Annotated in this window: 12 protein-coding genes, 3 tRNA genes and 3 rRNA genes; 16 read left to right on the forward strand and 2 right to left on the reverse strand. The window is 55.6% G+C overall.

Annotated elements, in window-relative coordinates:
* Positions 1-33 precede the first annotated feature (33 nt).
* Genes A11S_RS02015 through A11S_RS02035 form a run of 5 tightly spaced genes read left to right on the forward strand, consistent with a single transcriptional unit; the run spans position 34 to position 5143 of the window.
* Positions 34-840: a sulfite exporter TauE/SafE family protein gene (locus tag A11S_RS02015; RefSeq protein ID WP_041802856.1), complete on the forward strand. Its 807-nt coding sequence runs from the start codon at positions 34-36 to the stop codon at positions 838-840.
* The gene (locus tag A11S_RS02020; RefSeq protein ID WP_148285084.1) at positions 821-2086 is read left to right on the forward strand and encodes a hypothetical protein; all 1266 of its coding nucleotides are present in this window, start codon (positions 821-823) and stop codon (positions 2084-2086) included. Before A11S_RS02015 ends, A11S_RS02020 begins: the two co-directional genes overlap by 20 nt.
* A 23-nt stretch (positions 2087-2109) precedes the next feature.
* The gene (locus tag A11S_RS02025) at positions 2110-3441 is read left to right on the forward strand and encodes a glycosyltransferase family 4 protein (protein WP_041802351.1); all 1332 of its coding nucleotides are present in this window, start codon (positions 2110-2112) and stop codon (positions 3439-3441) included.
* A 3-nt stretch (positions 3442-3444) separates the two neighbouring features.
* Positions 3445-4305, forward strand: a complete 861-nt coding sequence (locus A11S_RS02030; protein WP_015466819.1) for a Wzz/FepE/Etk N-terminal domain-containing protein — start codon at positions 3445-3447, stop codon at positions 4303-4305.
* Complete coding sequence (locus A11S_RS02035) at positions 4298-5143, forward strand: glycosyltransferase family 2 protein (protein WP_015466820.1); 846 nt, start codon at positions 4298-4300, stop codon at positions 5141-5143. The genes A11S_RS02030 and A11S_RS02035 overlap by 8 nt, the downstream gene beginning before the upstream one ends.
* Here A11S_RS02035 and A11S_RS02040 read toward each other — a convergent pair.
* Both A11S_RS02040 and A11S_RS02045 read right to left on the reverse strand, forming a co-directional pair.
* On the reverse strand, positions 5095-5871 hold the full coding sequence (locus A11S_RS02040) for a glycosyltransferase family 2 protein (RefSeq protein WP_015466821.1): 777 nt from the start codon (positions 5869-5871) through the stop codon (positions 5095-5097). The two genes, A11S_RS02035 and A11S_RS02040, sit on opposite strands and share 49 nt — an antisense overlap.
* A complete protein-coding gene (locus tag A11S_RS02045) occupies positions 5871-8525 on the reverse strand; it encodes an SLBB domain-containing protein (protein ID WP_041802860.1) in 2655 nt (884 codons plus the stop codon). The genes A11S_RS02040 and A11S_RS02045 overlap by 1 nt, the downstream gene beginning before the upstream one ends.
* Positions 8526-8687: 162 nt before the next feature.
* On the opposite strand from A11S_RS02045, the gene A11S_RS02050 reads away from it, so the two are divergent.
* The 11 genes from A11S_RS02050 to A11S_RS02100 all read left to right on the forward strand — a co-directional run bounded on the left by A11S_RS02050 (position 8688) and on the right by A11S_RS02100 (position 17317).
* Complete coding sequence (locus A11S_RS02050) at positions 8688-9146, forward strand: DUF1489 family protein (RefSeq protein ID WP_051054875.1); 459 nt, start codon at positions 8688-8690, stop codon at positions 9144-9146.
* A 117-nt stretch (positions 9147-9263) separates the two neighbouring features.
* Positions 9264-9920, forward strand: coding sequence for a hypothetical protein (locus A11S_RS02055; RefSeq protein WP_015466824.1), 657 nt, complete (start codon positions 9264-9266; stop codon positions 9918-9920).
* Positions 9921-9924: 4 nt separating this feature from the next.
* Complete coding sequence (locus A11S_RS02060; protein WP_235067971.1) at positions 9925-10455, forward strand: hypothetical protein; 531 nt, start codon at positions 9925-9927, stop codon at positions 10453-10455.
* Between the two features lie 78 nt (positions 10456-10533).
* Entirely contained in the window at positions 10534-11064 is a 531-nt protein-coding gene (locus A11S_RS02065) for a hypothetical protein (RefSeq protein WP_041802353.1), read from the forward strand.
* A gap of 564 nt (positions 11065-11628) precedes the next feature.
* A 16S ribosomal RNA gene (locus tag A11S_RS02070) occupies positions 11629-13113 on the forward strand.
* A 155-nt stretch (positions 13114-13268) separates the two neighbouring features.
* Positions 13269-13345: transfer RNA gene (locus A11S_RS02075), tRNA-Ile, on the forward strand.
* A gap of 13 nt (positions 13346-13358) precedes the next feature.
* Positions 13359-13434: transfer RNA gene (locus A11S_RS02080), tRNA-Ala, on the forward strand.
* A 177-nt stretch (positions 13435-13611) separates the two neighbouring features.
* A 23S ribosomal RNA gene (locus tag A11S_RS02085) occupies positions 13612-16354 on the forward strand.
* A gap of 133 nt (positions 16355-16487) precedes the next feature.
* Positions 16488-16602 (forward strand): 5S ribosomal RNA (gene rrf, locus A11S_RS02090).
* Together the 16S, 23S and 5S rRNA genes with 2 tRNA genes alongside form the textbook arrangement of a ribosomal RNA operon.
* Before the next feature lie 141 nt (positions 16603-16743).
* Positions 16744-17097 (forward strand): DMT family protein, encoded by a 354-nt coding sequence (locus tag A11S_RS02095; protein ID WP_015466827.1) that lies wholly within the window; start codon positions 16744-16746, stop codon positions 17095-17097.
* Positions 17098-17240: 143 nt separating this feature from the next.
* Positions 17241-17317: transfer RNA gene (locus A11S_RS02100), tRNA-Met, on the forward strand.
* The last annotated feature ends 20 nt before the right edge of the window (positions 17318-17337 follow it).

Raw genomic sequence — 17337 nt, forward strand, 5'->3', positions numbered from 1 at the left:
TTTCGTTCGGTGTTGATTGATCCTTCATTGCTGATGGTTTGGGGGCCGCTTCTGGTTTTACTGGGGGCGGTTTCCGGTTTTCTGGCCGGGTTGCTGGGCATTGGTGGCGGTATTGTTCTGGTGCCGGGATTGTATTTCATGTTTGCGGCCTTGGGCTTCGCGCCGGATCATTTGATGCATGTGGCGGTGGGAACATCGCTGGCCGTGATTATCCCGACCGGGTTGTCATCCGTTCGCGCGCACGCACGCCGCGGCAGTGTACGGATGGATCTGGTCAAATCCATCGGTGCGGGGATTGTGGCGGGTGTTTTGATCGGGACGTTGATTGCCGATTATATTTCTGGCCAATCGTTGAAAATGGTTTTTGCGGTGGCGCTGGCCGTTCTGGCCGTGATCATGATGATTGATCCGCGTCGGACGACGGTATGGAATGATGTTCCCGGGCAACCCTGGCGGACATTCGCGGGTGGTGTCATCGGGTGTTTGTCAACGTTGATGGGCATCGGCGGCGCAACGGTCAGCGTGCCCTTTATGACCATGGGGCGCGTGGATATGCGTCAGGCGGTGGGCACGGCTTCGGCGCTGGGCTTGGTCATTTCAATCCCGGCGATGATGGGGTTTATGCTGATCGGTTGGGCCGTACCGGACCGCCCGCCGTTCAGCCTTGGGTTTGTCAACATGCTGGCCGCCCTTATGATCATCCCCATGGCGGTGGCGTTTGCGCCGCTGGGCGCGCGCGTGGCGCATGCCATTCCCGTTGATATGTTGCGGCGGGTTTTTGCCGTGTTCCTGATCATTGTTGCCGCACGGATGATGATGGATGTTTTCAACGTATCGTGATGTGCAATGTGCGGCGTTGTGTGCCGCCATTTTGGTCTATGCCCTGTGTGGGGAACCAACCCCGCCAGCTTTTGGCTTGCCAGAAATGCTAGTGGGGCTGTTGTTATGTGTGGCTGTGGGGTTTCGGTCTTTTGCGCGGGCGGTCACGCCGGTGCGGGGGGATGCGCACCCATTCTGGTTTCGGGCCGGGCAAATTTTTCTTCTATATGGGTTGAGCGTGCCGTTGGTCGGTGCGGTGATGGCGGGTGCGACGCCCGGAAATATCCTGCGTGATATTGTGCCCTTCCTGTTCATGCTTTTGCCAGTGTTTATGATTGATACCGTCCGCGACCGCGTGCGGTGGCATTTTATTATCACGGCCTGTGTGGTCGTTCTTGGGGTTGTTTTTTCCGCCCGTGTAATCGCGCCGCTGGTGTTGGCCAGCTCCGGTTTCGATGGGGCGGCCCAATTGGGCATGAATATGAGCGCGCAGGATCCGCATCGTCTGGCCAACGCGCCGAGCGTTTTGTTCGCGGCGATGGCAATGCTGGGTGCGGCTGGTGTTTTGATATCCCGGCGCATGAACGCAAACGGATTGTTGTCCGCGGTGTTTCTATCCGCCTTGGCATTGATCCCTGTGGCGGCCATGGCGCTGGTGTTGCAACGGGCGTCGTTGGGGTTGCTGGCCGCGGGTGTTGTGTTTTGGGTCGGTGTTGGAATTGTCAAAAAACCCCGCCGTATGGCGATACCGCTTTTGGGGCTGGCGGTGTTGTGTGTGGCGGTGTGGGGGCCTCTGCCGGATGTTGTGGCGGGGTTGTCCCATAAAAATGCGATGGTCGGCGCCAATATGCGGTGGCAGGAAGCCGCCGCGGTGCGCGACGCTTTGCATGGAATCGGGGCGGTCCTGTTTGGCAATGGCTGGGGGGCGACGGTCCAGTCCCCGGCGGTGGGGGACGCAATCGTGACATTTACCCACAGCCTTGGCACGACGTTATGGCTTAAATCCGGGTTGGTCGGTGTGGGGCTGGGGGTGGCCTATTTTGGGGGCTTGGCCCTTGCTTTAATACGGTTTTTGCCGATTCACCCGATTTTGGTTGTGGCGCTGGGCGCGCCGATGGTGATCGACTATCTGCTCTATGCCAGCTTTAAGTCATTGGATTTTGGGCTTATTTTGCTTTTGGTGGCGCTGTATGGCGCACGGTCCGCTCACGCCGCCCCTGTGTGGACAGCCCGGCAATCCTGTTGTATTCAAAACCATACCCAATAACGCAGATTTTAAATGATTTCGGGATGAGCAGACCGTCCGTCATATTTTTCAACCGTGTGTACCCCTCGGACCGGGGGGCGACGGGGCGTGTCCTGCGCGATCTGGCGCGGGCCATGGCGCGCGACGGTTGGGCGGTCACGGTGGTGACAACCGCATCTGTGGCGCGTGAAGACCGCGACGGTGATGTCCGGGTGATCCGCCTGAAATCCAATACGAAATCCCGCAACCTGTTCACCTATGGCGCGGCCTGGGTGCGCATGATGATTGCGGGTTTGAAATTGCCGCGCCCCGATTTGATCGTCACCATGACCGATCCGCCGATGATGGTGGTTGCGGGCGGGATTATGGCGCGCGTGCGCAAAACAAAACACATTCACTGGTGCCAGGATTTGTATCCGGACCTGCTTCCCTCCATCGGTGTCCGGTTGCCGGATTTTATGATGAGCGGTTTGAGCGCGCTGTCCTTTCATGCGATGCGTCGTTGTGAAAAAATCGTCGTGATCGGCCGGTGCATGGCGCGTCAATTGACCAAGACCGGATTGGACCCGAAACGCATCGCGGTCATTCCCAACTGGCCCGACCACGAACTCACCCGGACGATGACCGAAGAAATGAATGACGCGGCGGTTGAGGCCGATGCGTCGATTCCGGCCAAACCGTTCGAAGAATTGTTCCGGGATGATGGTGCGCCGAAATTCCGCGTTTTGTATGCCGGGACGATTGGCCGCGCCCACCCGATCCACACCATTGTTGATGCGGCCGCGATTCTGCAGCACCAGTGCCCGGACATTGAATTTGTGTTCGTTGGCGATGGCCCGGGGCTGGACCGTCTGGCGCATGAACGCGCGCGCCGTGGGCTGGAAAATATCCGCCTGTTGCCGCGCCAACCGAACCGCCGTCTGCGTCCTCTGATGGAAAGCGGTGATGTTCACATCATTTCGATGAAACATGATGCGGCCGGGTTGCTGGTTCCATCCAAACTTTACTCTGCGCTGGCCGTTGGTCGTCCGTGCGTGTTCGTCGGTCCGATGAACAGCGAAGTGGCCAAGGTTATTTCCGATTTCCATGCCGGCGCCGTCGTCGCCCAGGGCGAACCGGAAACATTGGCGCAGACCATCCTGACCCTGCGCATGGATGGGAATGCATGGCACAATGCCCATGATGGTTCGGCTCAGGCCGGACGCATTTTTGTGCCGTCCGAATCCATCAATGCGTGGATCAAACGCGCCCGTGATGTTGTGGGCCGCCCACTGACGCCGCCATCGGCCAAGCCGAAGGTCACCGTGCCCACCCCGGCGGCGCAGGATAACGCGGTTCAGTCGCCGCCCTCTGTGACTATTCACGCAGCCGAGTAATCCATGTCCACACACAGCCAGACCATGATTGCCCCGGAACCCGATCTGATTGATCTGTTGCGCGGGTGGTGGCGTTTGCGCGGATGGATCATGGCGGGCATGCTTGCCGGGTTGCTGGCGGCGTTTGCCTTTCTGGCGCTGGCGGTGCCGCAATACCGGGTCAGCATGCTGATCGCCCCGGCGGATCGCGGGACCGGAACGGATATCAAGGCGTTGCTGCCCGATAACGCGACCTTTGCCCTGCAATATCTGGCCAGCTCTATCGGGGCGCAGGATACGACCGATTTTTCCCGTCTGGAAAATATCATGCGCGGGGCCGACGTGGCCGCGATTGTTATGAAGAACAAGGATGTGGCGGATGGCGTGCGGGCGTCGCGGCCTTTGCGTATTTCCGCGGGGGCCGACATTCGTGATCCGGCGGAACTGGCCGATTGGATGGCGCGTGCGATTAAAATTGAACCCGTGGGCACCACCACAATGCGCCGTGTTGTTCTGAACCATCCGGACCGGGAATGGGCGACCGGTTTTTTGACTCTGGTGCATGACGCGGCGGACCGTTTGATCCGCAATGACGTGCGCACGCGCGCCGATGCGCGTTCGGCTTATTTACAGGACGCCCTGCGCCGCACCGATCACCCGGATCATCGCCGGGCGCTGACCAACCTGCTGATGGAACAGGAACATGTCCGCATGATGCTGGCGATGGACGAATCCTTTGCTGCTGTCATTGCGGAATCGCCATCGGCCTCTGCCCGCGCGGTGTGGCCGCGTAAATCGATCGTTCTGCCCGCCTTTGTCTTTGCGGGGGCTGTTTTCTTCTATTGTCTGGGGCTGATCTTCGGCCGCCGTGATCGCCATGCCTGACCATCCGGTCATCCCTGTCTCCGTTATTATCGTGACCAAAGGCGAGGGGGCCTCCCTGTCGCCCACATTGGCTGCTCTGGCATCCTTTGATCAAATCATCGTGGTCGATAGCGGCGGGGATGCCGATACGTTTGCCGTGGCGCAATCCTTTGGCGCGGATATTGTGGCCTATACATGGAATGGGGCATACCCGAAAAAACGGCAATGGTGTCTGGATCATTTACCGTTGGCCCATGACTGGGTGTTCTTTGTTGATGCCGATGAAATCGTAACGCCGGAATTGACGCGCGCGATTGCCGATCTGTTTTCCCATGATGGACCGTGTGCGGATGGATATTTCGTGCGCGGGCGCTATGTCTGGGGCGGTCGGGTGCTGCGCTTTGGCCTGACCAACAACAAGTTGGCGCTGTTTAACCGTCATGCCTTCATGTTCCCGGTTGTCGATGATCTGGGTCTGCCCGGCATGGGGGAGATCGAGGGGCATTACCAGCCCGTGGCGAAAAAGCCGGGTGCGCGGATTGGGGTTCTGGCCCCGATGCTGACCCATGATGCGGCGGCGGACCCGACCCGGTGGTATGAACGGCATGAACGCTACGCCCAATGGGAGGCGGGCATGAATGAACGTGGGGCGTGGCCCGCGGACCCTGTGATCTGGCGGCACCGTTTAAAACGCGTCTTCCGGGCACTGCCCGCGCGCGGTGCCGTGGCGTTCTTATATTGCTATGTCTGGAAGTGCGGATTTTTGGATGGCGGGGCGGGATTTGATTTTGCCCGCGCCCGTGGATGGTATTATCGGCGTATCGCGGCTTTATCGCGCCGGGCTTTCAACGCCCAATAAAGCGGCGGGCAGATCCGGCGGACGCCCATATTGATCATCTGTAATGTTTTTATGACACGGTTCCGGATGGGGCCAACCACACCCAATTCACGACGAATATCAAATTGCTCCCGCCGTCCGAGCGCCGTGCGGGTTTGGGACAGGCCGCCATGGGCGAAAATGCAAAACGGGACGGGCACATAATAAATCGCCCGTGTGGCCCCGAGCGTTTGCAGGGTCAATTTATAATCCGCCGCGATTTTATACCGCGTGTCATATCGCATATCGCCGATAACCGTACGGGCATAGACCATGGCCTGATGATGGGTGAACATGCCCAGATCCACCTTGATAAAGGGGCGTGCGGCTTTATAGGCCATTTGCCCGTCAGACCGTGTTTCCAGCGCGTCACCGTAAATAAATCCGGGGGGCGTGCTGGCCATGCTGATGAGCTGGGACAGGTTGCTGAGGACATTGTCATCGGCAAACTGGTCGCCGCCATTCATGAAAATGATGTAATCCCCCGTGGCGCGGGCCAGTCCCTTGTTCATTGCGTCATACAGGCCGTGGTCCGGTTCCGATATGGCGTCCGGGGCGCGCGTTTTCAGCCACTGTTCCGTCCCATCATTCGATGCGCCGTCAATCACGATCCATTCGTAATCGGTGCAGGTCTGGGATTGGATGGATGTGTGGGTGGCCTGTAACCCGGACAGATCGTTGCGGGTGATGGTGATGATGCTGAACATCATCAATCATCGTCCCGGATATCGCTCAGGAAAATGCCTGTGACGGCCAGATTGGATAAAATCTGGCTGACATCTTTTGCGCTTTCGATGAAGTCAAACGGTTTTGGGTCGCACGGCACGACGATGGTGGAACCCGGTGGGATCATGCTGGCCTTGTGGTTCCATGCGCTGATGAACAAGGGCTGGGCGCTGCCATCCGGGTACAGGACAAAGGCGCGGTCCTGATCGGCGAAATGGCTGGGGCCGCCGGCTTCGGCAATATAATCACGCGGGCTTTTGCCGTTGCGGAATTGCAGAGCGGCGGGGGATAAAACCTCGCCCTCAACCCGCACGGTCAACGGGCGGCGCGGCACATAAATACGATCGCCAGCTTCCAGCAGGATATCCAGCTCGGGCTGAACCTCCAGCACGGTGGGGTCGGCTTCAACCGTAATGCGGCCGACGGCCTCGACATTGCGCAATTCGGCGGCCAGATCCTGAACCATTGCAATCTGGGTCATATCGGGCGCGTCTTTTTCCTTGTGCATGGCGGTGGCCAACGCGCGTTCCATTTCCCGTGCGGCGGCGCGGAAGCGTTCTTCCTCGGCCTTGCGTTCGGATTCGCGGCTGAAAATCGCCCCGTCGGGATAGGCCTGATCGGTAATGCCGCCCGCGCGGGCGAACAGGTCGCGCAACGTATCGCCGGGCACCAGATCATATTTACCGGGGTTGTGAACTTCACCAATAATGGTGACGCTCTGGCCTTCGGCTTTGCGGAATTTTTGTTTGACGCGCACAGTGTCGCCGGGGTTGATGGCGACCGTTTTTGGATCGGTGTCATTCATGTTGACGGCGGTGCGGAACGGGATCGAGCTTTCCGTGTCCGGAATGCTGGCATCATGGGTGCGGGTGACTTCGATATTCGATGTATTGGCCTCCAGGCTCAATCCCCCGGCCACGGCCAGAACGGAATCCAGCGTGGTACCGGTGGCCACGGGCCAGACGCCGGAATCGCGCACAGCCCCGCGGACCGAAATCGTGCGTTCGGCCAGAAAGGCGGACAGGGCGGGATCGCCGGTCACGGTGTCTTCCGGGTCCATATCGGTTTCATCGGCGGACCCGGCGGCGGGTTCGATGGCTGCTGGATTAAATTTCTGCTTCTGCAGGGCCATCATCTGCGACCGGGAGAACAGATGGACGATATCGCCATCTTTTAATTCCTGATCATACTGCCCTTGCGCGACCAGAATAGGGGGGAAGTCGAGGAAGGTGCGCGCCATGCGTTCATCATCCCACCGTTCGATGACCCCAATCAGCGGATAAATATCGGCCCCGAATATGGCCCGGTCATCCAACAGGGCCGCCAGCGTTTTGCTGGAAGAGAGCGGGTGCAATCCCGGCTGGCGCGTATGGCCGACCAGCTCGACCAATCCGGCGCGCTTGTCATCGGCGCGCGCCACCATCAAAATCGATCCGTCATTTAATGCTGGCGTAAAGGGATCGGTGATCGTCTCCACCGTTTCCTGGCCATTGCGGTGCAGGCCCAGTTTCATGAAACGGTTGTTCCCCGGGCTGATCAATCCGCCGGCCATATCCAAGGCTTCCTGCATCGACAGAAATTCGCTGGATTTCTCCGGAGCATGTTTCATGCCTTTGAGCGAGGGCAGGATTTCATAGATACCCGGACGTTTCACGCCCCCGGCCACGGCAATCGTGGGGCCCAGTGGCGGAACGATCAACCGGTCGCCATCGCGTAGGGCCAGATCCATGCCGCTGCTGCCATGGATGAGCAGGCCGTATAAATCCACCATCGTCGTGCGGCCATCGCGGACCAGTTTGATCTGGCGCAACGATCCATTCTTGTCGATGCCGCCCGCCTGCATCAGCGCATCCAGCGCCGTATGGAACACGGTCAGCGTCTGGCGGCCCGGCTTGCGGACATTGCCAACCACCAGAATATTCACCTGCCGCACGCTTTCCAGCGAGACATAGATGTCGGTGTTGTACAAACTATCCGCCGATGCGGCCAACGCTTCGCGCAACTGGCCGATGGTGCGTCCGGCGGCCGATACAGGCGGCAGATCATCAAGGATCAGCAAGCCATCGGTTGTGATCGTGTAAATACCCTGATCGCGGCGTTGGCCACGGAATGTGATGTTCAGGCGGTCACCCGTGGACAAAACGAAATTGTCCTGCACGGCCCCCGCGGGCAGGGCGGCGTGCGGCGCGGGTGCGTGTTCGTCATCCGCGGGCCCATTTGGGGTTGGTGTGTATGGTGTGTTGAAATTTTCAAACAGGTCATACCCAAATTGTTCCAACGGATCGGCCACGCGTGCGGCATAAGATTCTTCGACGCTGGACAGCGGGCTGATGTGTTGCCCCACCATGCGGGCCAATCTTTCGTCCCGCGCCAGCAAATCGGCCAGCAAGGGTTCATAATCCTGCGGTGTCAGTGGCGTCAGGGCCCCGGGTTTCCGCGCGGAGTGGGATGGCGACGATGGTTGTGTTTGCGGGGCACCGGCCTGCATGTCTGTGCGGGCCTGGGTCACGCGGGCAATATTGCGGGTGTCTTTGGACCATGGCGCGATTTGCAGGGGCAGGAAATCCTGGGCCTGTGCGGTGGGAACGCAAACGGCAAGGCCGGCCAGCACCCAGACGGTGCACAAGCCGCTCTGCATAAAAAATCGGGTGGGGTTGAAATTCTGGGCACGGGCCATGATATAAGCAGGGTACAAAATGTGTAAAACATACAATCGCAACCGTCAGTATAGACCTGTTGTTTTGCCCTTGTGAATCCCCATTCAACACAAACCCCCGATAATCCAAGGGTAATCGCCAAAATGGCTAAAATGATCTCCACCGATCCTATTCATATGATCAAGCTGGCTGTCGGCGTGGACGATGTTGGGCATTTACATGCGTTGCAATCCGCCCGCCTGTTTGATTTTGACGGGGCGTTGGCCACCTGTGCGTGGACCCGGCGTAAACCCACGCGGGATGGTGGGCTGCTGAATGGTGGGTCCATATATTGGATCATCAAGGGCCGTATTCAGGCCCGACAGGCCTTTTTGGGCTTTGAGATGGAGGATACGGATGAGGGACCGTATTGTCGGCTGGTTCTGGATCCGGCTTTGATGCTGGTGGCGGCCATGCCGCACCGGGCATTTCAGGGGTGGCGATACCTTGACCCGGCCAAAGCCCCGCCCGATCTGCGGTTTTTTGACCCGGATCTGGCTGCTGAAGATGATGAAATGCCTGCCGATCTGACCGCGCAATTGCGCGATGCGGGATTGATTTAAGGGGGCATATCGAATTTTCTTGTAATATTCTGGAAAATAAGGCTTTCTTTTCCTGCATTTTATGGCCTAAATCGCAGCCATAAGAAAAAAAAGAACAAGAATGCAGGGATTAGAAACATGGATTGGAAAGATATTGGCGGAAAGCTCCGCCGCGCCTTTGGTTTGCAAACGCAGCCAACACCCGAGCCTCTTCCTCCACCGACGGATCGTTATTTAAGCGCGCGGGAACTGAAAACCCTGCTCGAATGTGTTCAACACATAAAGGATATCACCCAGACCAATGCGCTGGCCTTGAAATCCCTGTCACTGGCAACGCCGCGGCCTTTGGGGGATGCGGAGCGCGATTTTCAGGATGCGATGTGCGCCCAGTTTCGTCCCCTTGGTGGCGATCCGCTGCAAAACTCTCAAATGGCACTCGGAACCTGTGTGGCCTGGCTGGCGCAGTTGAACCAGGCGCATAATATCGCGGCCCGGAATGAAGCGGTCGTGACCCCCAACCTTGCTTTACCGGTGCGCAGCGGCTCGCGTAAATTTGCTGCCGATATCGGTGTGATGGCACGGGGGGCTACGACTGCGATGGGGGGAATTTGCGCCAGTCTGTCGACGGCGACACCCTTTCTGGATATTCCAAATATCCAGCGCATTCATGAAGAGTATGCGGAACATGGTGCTGTGATGAATCAGATCCTCGAAAAAATCACAACGATCCTGACGGATGCCACATATGGCGTGCGCGATCAGGTGCCGAAGCAAACATTGAGCTTGAAAAAATAAGGCAATGATCCTCGAGACGTTACGGGAGCAGTTTAAAAAAACGCTATACGGTTGGGTGCCTGCATTGGATCGCACCGCCGTTAAGCACCGTGCGCAAATTGATAGCCTGTTGCAACAGATCAACGACATTCAAGGTCTGTATGCCATGCCGTTGGCGAAAAACTTTCAAACGATGCCGGATTATACCGTTCACTATGACTGGATGTGTCTGCTTGCGGATCGGGTGGGTGAACCGGCGGGCGTGCGCACGGCCTTCCGTTTGCGCTGGGCGCATGGATGGGCGACGCAACGCATGGGCTGTGCGCCCTATGGTCAGTTGAGCAATCCGGCCTATACGGAATTGGGTATTGTCTTGCCGTTGGAAAAAATCTTTCCCGTGATGATGACGTTGCAGGATGAAAAGCGCCGTGCATTCGGTGTGGGCCCGTGCACGATGACATTTGAACGCACCATGATGGACGATGCGCGCCAGCTTGTTGATGCATATCGCGCTTTGTGCCCGGTCAAAAAAGATTTCCTCAAGCTTGTGAAGTAACACAAGCCATCTCTTTTCTCTCTGTTTACTCTCTGCGTCGTTATTGTGGTGTTTGACAACGGTGGTGTGCGCTCACGCATGTTTGGTTATGACGATTTAAGAAAGCTCTTTGCATCGCTTGGTATGCGCAGTGCGCGACCTGCGCCTGTGTGCATAACGCCGGATGCGGCGGAGATCGTTCGTCGTCTTGATGCGGTGAGCGCGTTCAATACAATTCCGCTGGGCCGCGCTTTCAGTATTAGCGAAACTGGATATATGCAGCGGGAGTGGGAGTGCCTGCTGGCGGAACGTATTGGACAGCCCGCCGGCGTGCGGAGCCTCTATGTCGTACGGCATGTGAAGGGCTTTATAGAGGGGTGTGGTCATAACGCGGATCGCGTGACGACGAGCGCCGTTTCCGAAACATTATTAGAGCGTCCGATGGCGCTGGAGGCGGTCATTCCCGAAATGGACCGTCTTTTGGCTGGGCTGAAACAGGCGGGCGCGGGCTGTTTTCTGGATCAGGTGCATTTTAACCAGCCGACTCTGGCTGAAATGCGGGCTTTGGTCGGGGCCTATAGGGGTTTGAACCCGCGCAAAACGGGTCATTTGACCCTGGTGCCCAAATGAAAAAATGGCGGATTTCTGCGGCCTTTACGATTTTTTAAAGTTTTTTGTAAAAAATCGCCAAATTCCCTTTGACAGGGTCAGGGACCCCCTATATAAGGGGCGACCTCGGCAGGCGGCAACGTCAGCCAGCATCTTCGGAAAGCTTTGAAAAAAGATTGAAAAAGATGATTGACAACGGAGTGAGTACCGACTAAATACTCGCTCCCTCGGCAGACGGAAACGTCCGCCAGCATCTTGGAAAAACTTTGAAAAAAGATTGAAAAAGATGGTTGACAACGGTTCGAGTAACGACTAAATACTCGCTCCACAGTCAACGAAGACGTCGGGTTCGCCCGGCTTTTTTATGAACGGACACGACACGCTTCGGCGGTGTCCGGCTGTAAGAAAACGGTTCTTGTACATCGTGAATGAAGGAAGAGATGCGCAGGCAGCAGTGCTTGGTGGTCGTGTTGAACACGTTACACACAAGCCTGCTTAATGATGTCTGCGTGTCTATTCGACGCACATGACGCATATATATAAGCAGGTTCTCGAACTTTGCTGTTTTTTAACAGTGATGGATTCAAACTTGAGAGTTTGATCCTGGCTCAGAACGAACGCTGGCGGCAGGCCTAATACATGCAAGTCGAACGCCCCGCAAGGGGAGTGGCGCACGGGTGAGTAACGCGTGGGAATGTGCCCTTAGGTGCGGAACAACGTTTGGAAACGAACGCTAATACCGCATAATATCTCCGGATCAAAGATTTATCGCCTAGGGATCAGCCCGCGTTGGATTAGCTAGTTGGTGGGGTAACGGCCTACCAAGGCGACGATCCATAGCTGGTCTGAGAGGATGATCAGCCACACTGGGACTGAGACACGGCCCAGACTCCTACGGGAGGCAGCAGTAAGGAATATTGGACAATGGAGGAAACTCTGATCCAGCCATGCCGCGTGAGTGATGAAGGCCTTCGGGTTGTAAAGCTCTTTTAGGTGTGAAAATGATGATGGTAGCACCAGAAAAAGCTCCGGCTAACTTCGTGCCAGCAGCCGCGGTAATACGAAGGGAGCGAGCGTTGTTCGGAATCACTGGGCGTAAAGCGTGCGTAGGCGGTTTTGTAAGACAGAAGTGAAATCCTGGAGCTTAACTCCAGAATTGCTTTTGTGACTGCAAAGCTTGAATCCAGGAGAGGTTGGGGGAATTCCGAGTGTAGAGGTGAAATTCGCAGATATTCGGAGGAACACCAGTGGCGTAGGCGCCCAACTGGACTGGTATTGACGCTGAGGCACGAAAGCGTGGGGATCAAACAGGATTAGATACCCTGGTAGTCCACGCCGTAAACGATGTGTGCTAGCTGTCGGGAGTCTTAGGCTTTCGGCGGCGCAGCTAACGCATTAAGCACACCGCCTGGGAAGTACGGCCGCAAGGTTAAAACTCAAAGGAATTGACGGGGACCCGCACAAGCGGTGGAGCATGTTGTTTAATTCGAAGCAACGCGAAGAACCTTACCTACTCTTGTATCCTCCTTTTGACTTTCAGAGATGATTGTCTTCGGTTCGGCCGGGGGAGTGACAGGTGCTGCATGGCTGTCGTCAGCTCGTGTCGTGAGATGTTGGGTTAAGTCCCGCAACGAGCGCAACCCTCATCGTATGTTGCCATCAGGTAATGCTGGGCACTCGTGCGAGACCGCCGGTGATAAGCCGGAGGAAGGTGGGGACGACGTCAAGTCATCATGGCCCTTACGAGTAGGGCTACAAACGTGCTACAATGGTGGTGACAGTGAGCAGCCACTCCGCAAGGAGGAGCTAATCTCTAAAAGCCATCTCAGTTCAGATTGTCCTCTGCAACTCGAGGGCATGAAGTTGGAATCGCTAGTAATCGTGGATCAGCATGCCACGGTGAATACGTTCCCGGGTCTTGTACACACCGCCCGTCACGTCATGGGAGTTGGTTCTACCTGAAGGCGGTACGCTAACCTATGGAGGCAGCCGACCACGGTAGGGTCAGTGACTGGGACGAAGTCGTAACAAGGTAGCCGTAGGGGAACCTGCGGCTGGATCACCTCCTTTCTAAGGATGTGTTTGGCATAACCTTCATCGTAAGATGAAAGCCTCGCACTGCTGCCGGCGTATCTCTTCCTTCAGATAAGAACCACTTCATAGCGACTGGGCTTGCCCTGGTTGTTGTGAATACCGAACCTAGAGAGTTTGGTTTTTGCAAACGGGGGCTTGTAGCTCAGTTGGTTAGAGCACACGCTTGATAAGCGTGGGGTCGAAAGTTCAAGTCTTTCCAGGCCCACCATTTTTCAAAAGATGGGCCCATAGCTCAGCTGGGAGAGCGCCTGATTTGCATTCAGGAGGTCAGGAGTTCGATCCTCCTTGGGTCCACCATTTTTTCTCTTCCTTCCAATGTTCACTCCAGTTTCTGTGTAAACGGGAATTGCAGTGAAGATTGAAAGATCTTCGGTTCTTTGACATCGTAAATAGGTATGACATCAATATCCAATGTCTAACGAAATGCTGAGTAAATAAGCCAGCGTAGCGGACTTGTCCCTGCGCGTGGTTTGAATTCAAGCGTCTTAAGGGCATCTGGTGAATGCCTTGGCGATCAGAGGCGATGAAGGACGTGGTACGCTGCGATAAGCTGCGGTTAGGGGCGAACACCCATTGACCCGCAGATCTCCGAATGGGGGAACCCACCGCTTTATGCGGTATCCTGCACTGAATTCATAGGTGCAGCGAAGCGAACCTGGGGAATTGAAACATCTCAGTACCCAGAGGAAAGGAAATCAACCGAGACTCCGTTAGTAGTGGCGAGCGAACGCGGACCAGCCCAATGGCAGTTGTGTAAGAACTAGAAGTGTCTGGAAAGGCACACCAAAGTAGGTGATAGTCCTGTATAGGTAGAAAGCACAAATGTCTATGAGTAAGGCGGGACACGAGTAATCCTGTCTGAACATGGGGGGACCATCCTCCAAGGCTAAGTACTACTGATCGACCGATAGTGAACCAGTACCGTGAGGGAAAGGTGAAAAGTACCCCGATAAGGGGAGTGAAACAGACCTGAAACCGGATGCCTACAAACAGTCGGAGCCTCTTTATGGGGTGACGGCGTACCTTTTGTATAATGGGTCAGAGAGTTAGTGTTGCATGCGAGCTTAAGCCGGTAGGTGTAGGCGCAGGGAAACCGAGTCTGAATAGGGCGACCAAGTATGCAGCATTAGACCCGAAAGCCGACGATCTAGCCATGGGCAGGTTGAAGTTAGGGTAACACCTAATGGAGGACCGAACTCATCACTGTTGAAAAAGTGTGGGATGACCTGTGGTTAGGGGTGAAAGGCCAATCAAGTCGGCTAATAGCTGGTTCTCCGCGAAAACTATTTAGGTAGTGCGTCATGCGAATACCCCGGGGGGTAGAGCACTGGATGGGCTAGGGGGGCGCGAGCCTTACCAAACCCAACCAAACTCCGAATACCCGGGAGTAATACATGGCAGACAGTCTTAGGGTGATAAGGTCCTAGGACGAGAGGGAAACAGCCCAGACCTACAGCTAAGGTCCCCAAATCATGACTAAGTGGGAAAGGATGTAGAAACTCCAAGACAACCAGGATGTTGGCTTAGAAGCAGCCATCATTTAAAGAAAGCGTAATAGCTCACTGGTCTAAATAAGAGTTTCCGCGCCGAAGATGTTACGGGGCTCAAGTCATGTACCGAAGCTTAGGACTCCTACGGGAGTGGTAGCGGAGCGTTCTGTAAGCCTGCGAAGGTGACTCGTGAGAGTTGCTGGAGGTATCAGAAGTGAGAATTCTGACATAAGTAGCGACAAACAGTGTGAGAATCACTGTCGCCGAAAGTCCAAGGGTTCCTGCGCAAGGCTAATCCGCGCAGGGTGAGCCGGTCCCTAAGGCGAGGCCGAAAGGCGTAGTCGATGGGAATCACGTTAATATTCGTGAGCCAGATGGAGGTGACGGCGGCCGAAAGCAGTATGCTCTTAACGGATTGAGTGTGCTGCCTGGGACGTCCAGGAAATAGCCCCATCATTATTGACCGTACCCGAAACCGACACAGGTGGACTGGTAGAGTATACCAAGGCGCTTGAGAGAACTGTTCTGAAGGAACTCGGCAAATTACTTGCGTAACTTCGGGATAAGCAAGCCCGGCCTATGGGCAACCAATGGCCGGGGACACAAACCAGGGGGTGGCGACTGTTTATCAAAAACACAGGGCTCTGCGAAGTCTAAAGACGACGTATAGGGTCTGACGCCTGCCCGGTGCTGGAAGGTTAAGAGGAGGTGTGCAAGCACTGAATCGAAGCCCCAGTAAACGGCGGCCGTAACTATAACGGTCCTAAGGTAGCGAAATTCCTTGTCGGGTAAGTTCCGACCTGCACGAATGGCGTAACGACTTCCCCACTGTCTCCAGAGCAGACTCAGCGAAATTGAATTCCTCGTGAAGATGCGGGGTTCCCGCGGTTAGACGGAAAGACCCTATGAACCTTTACTATAGCTTTGCAGTGGCATCAGGATTGTCATGTGTAGGATAGGTGGGAGACTTTGAAGCATGGGCGCCAGCTCGTGTGGAGTCGTCCTTGAAATACCACCCTTGATTTTCCTGGTGTCTAACGGCATCCCGTTATCCGGGATCCGGACCCTGCATGGTGGGTAGTTTGACTGGGGCGGTCGCCTCCCAAACAGTAACGGAGGCGCGCGATGGTAGGCTCAGGTTGGTCGGAAATCAACTTTTGAGTGCAATGGCATAAGCCTGCCTGACTGCGAGACTGACAAGTCGAGCAGAGTGGAAACACGGTCATAGTGATCTGGTGCACTCGTATGGAAGATGCATCACTTAACGAATAAAAGGTACTCTAGGGATAACAGGCTGATAGCGCCCAAGCGTCCCCAGCGACGGCGCTGTTTGGCACCTCGATGTCGGCTCATCTCATCCTGGGGCTGGAGCAGGTCCCAAGGGTATGGCTGTTCGCCATTTAAAGAGGTACGTGAGCTGGGTTCAGAACGTCGTGAGACAGTTCGGTCCCTATCTGCCGTGGGTGTTGGAAACTTGAGAGGAGCTGTCCTTAGTACGAGAGGACCGGGATGGACACACCTCTGGTGCACCAGTTGTCACGCCAGTGGCACAGCTGGGTAGCTATGTGTGGAAGGGATAAATGCTGAATGCATCTAAGCGTGAAGCCCCCCTCAAAACAAGGTTTCCCTATCAGAGCCGTGGAAGACCACCACGTTGATAGGACAGGTGTGGAAGAGCGGCAACGCTTGAAGCTAACTGTTACTAATTGCTCGATCGGCTTGAATTCACTCCATGTCGTATGGTTTACCATCGATATGAACATCACGCGCAGCGGCAAGCTCGTTGCGGTTGGCTTATAGGCCAGCATTTTGAAAGACGAAAACGGATATTGATTGTTTGATACAGGCGGTTTTGGATGACCTGGTGATTTTAGCGAGTGCGCAACACCCCATCCCATACCGAACTGGACCGTGAAAAGCCTCAGCGCCAATGGTACTTCGTCTTAAGACGCGGGAGAGTAGGTCGTTGCCAGGTCTTCCAAGCCCGCTTGGATTAAACAATCGTTGTTGTCATACCTATTTATGATGATCAAATGTTCTAACGCGCCATTGGCGCGTTTTTTTGTATCTATTTTCAGCCCCTTTATAAAAATCATGCCGAACAGAGGTCCGTGAGATGAGTTTTTCAGTGCCCATTCCTTTCGCAACCATCGGCTTGTTGCTTGCTTCAAATATTTTCATGACCTTTGCCTGGTACGGCCATCTGAAATTCAAAACCACACCACTCCTGATCGTTATTCTGATCAGCTGGGGGATCGCCTTCTTCGAATATTGTCTGCAGGTTCCGGCCAATCGCATGGGCCATTCTGTTTTCAACGCCGCGCAACTCAAAACCATTCAGGAGTGCCTGACTTTATTGGTGTTTATGGGCTTCTCAATCTGGTATCTGAAGGAGCCGATCCAGTGGAATCACCTTCTCGGCTTCGGCCTGATCGTGCTTGCGGCATGGGTGATTTTTAAAAAATGGTGATGGGTGTCTAGCGCGTAGGAATACGAAAGATTTATAAGATTTATGACGAATAAGGTTTGCGTTCTTGAATTGAACGGTCTATAACCCCATATCGCTTGCGCGCCCCGCATTTCTAACCGGTTGGGGCCGCCATTTCTCGGTGACGCGGGGTGGAGCAGCCCGGTAGCTCGTCAGGCTCATAACCTGAAGGTCGTAGGTTCAAATCCTGCCCCCGCAACCAATTTTCCAGGCAAAACAACC

Source organism: Micavibrio aeruginosavorus EPB (assembly GCF_000348745.1).
In the GTDB taxonomy this organism is placed as follows: Bacteria; Pseudomonadota; Alphaproteobacteria; order Micavibrionales; family Micavibrionaceae; genus Micavibrio; species Micavibrio aeruginosavorus_A.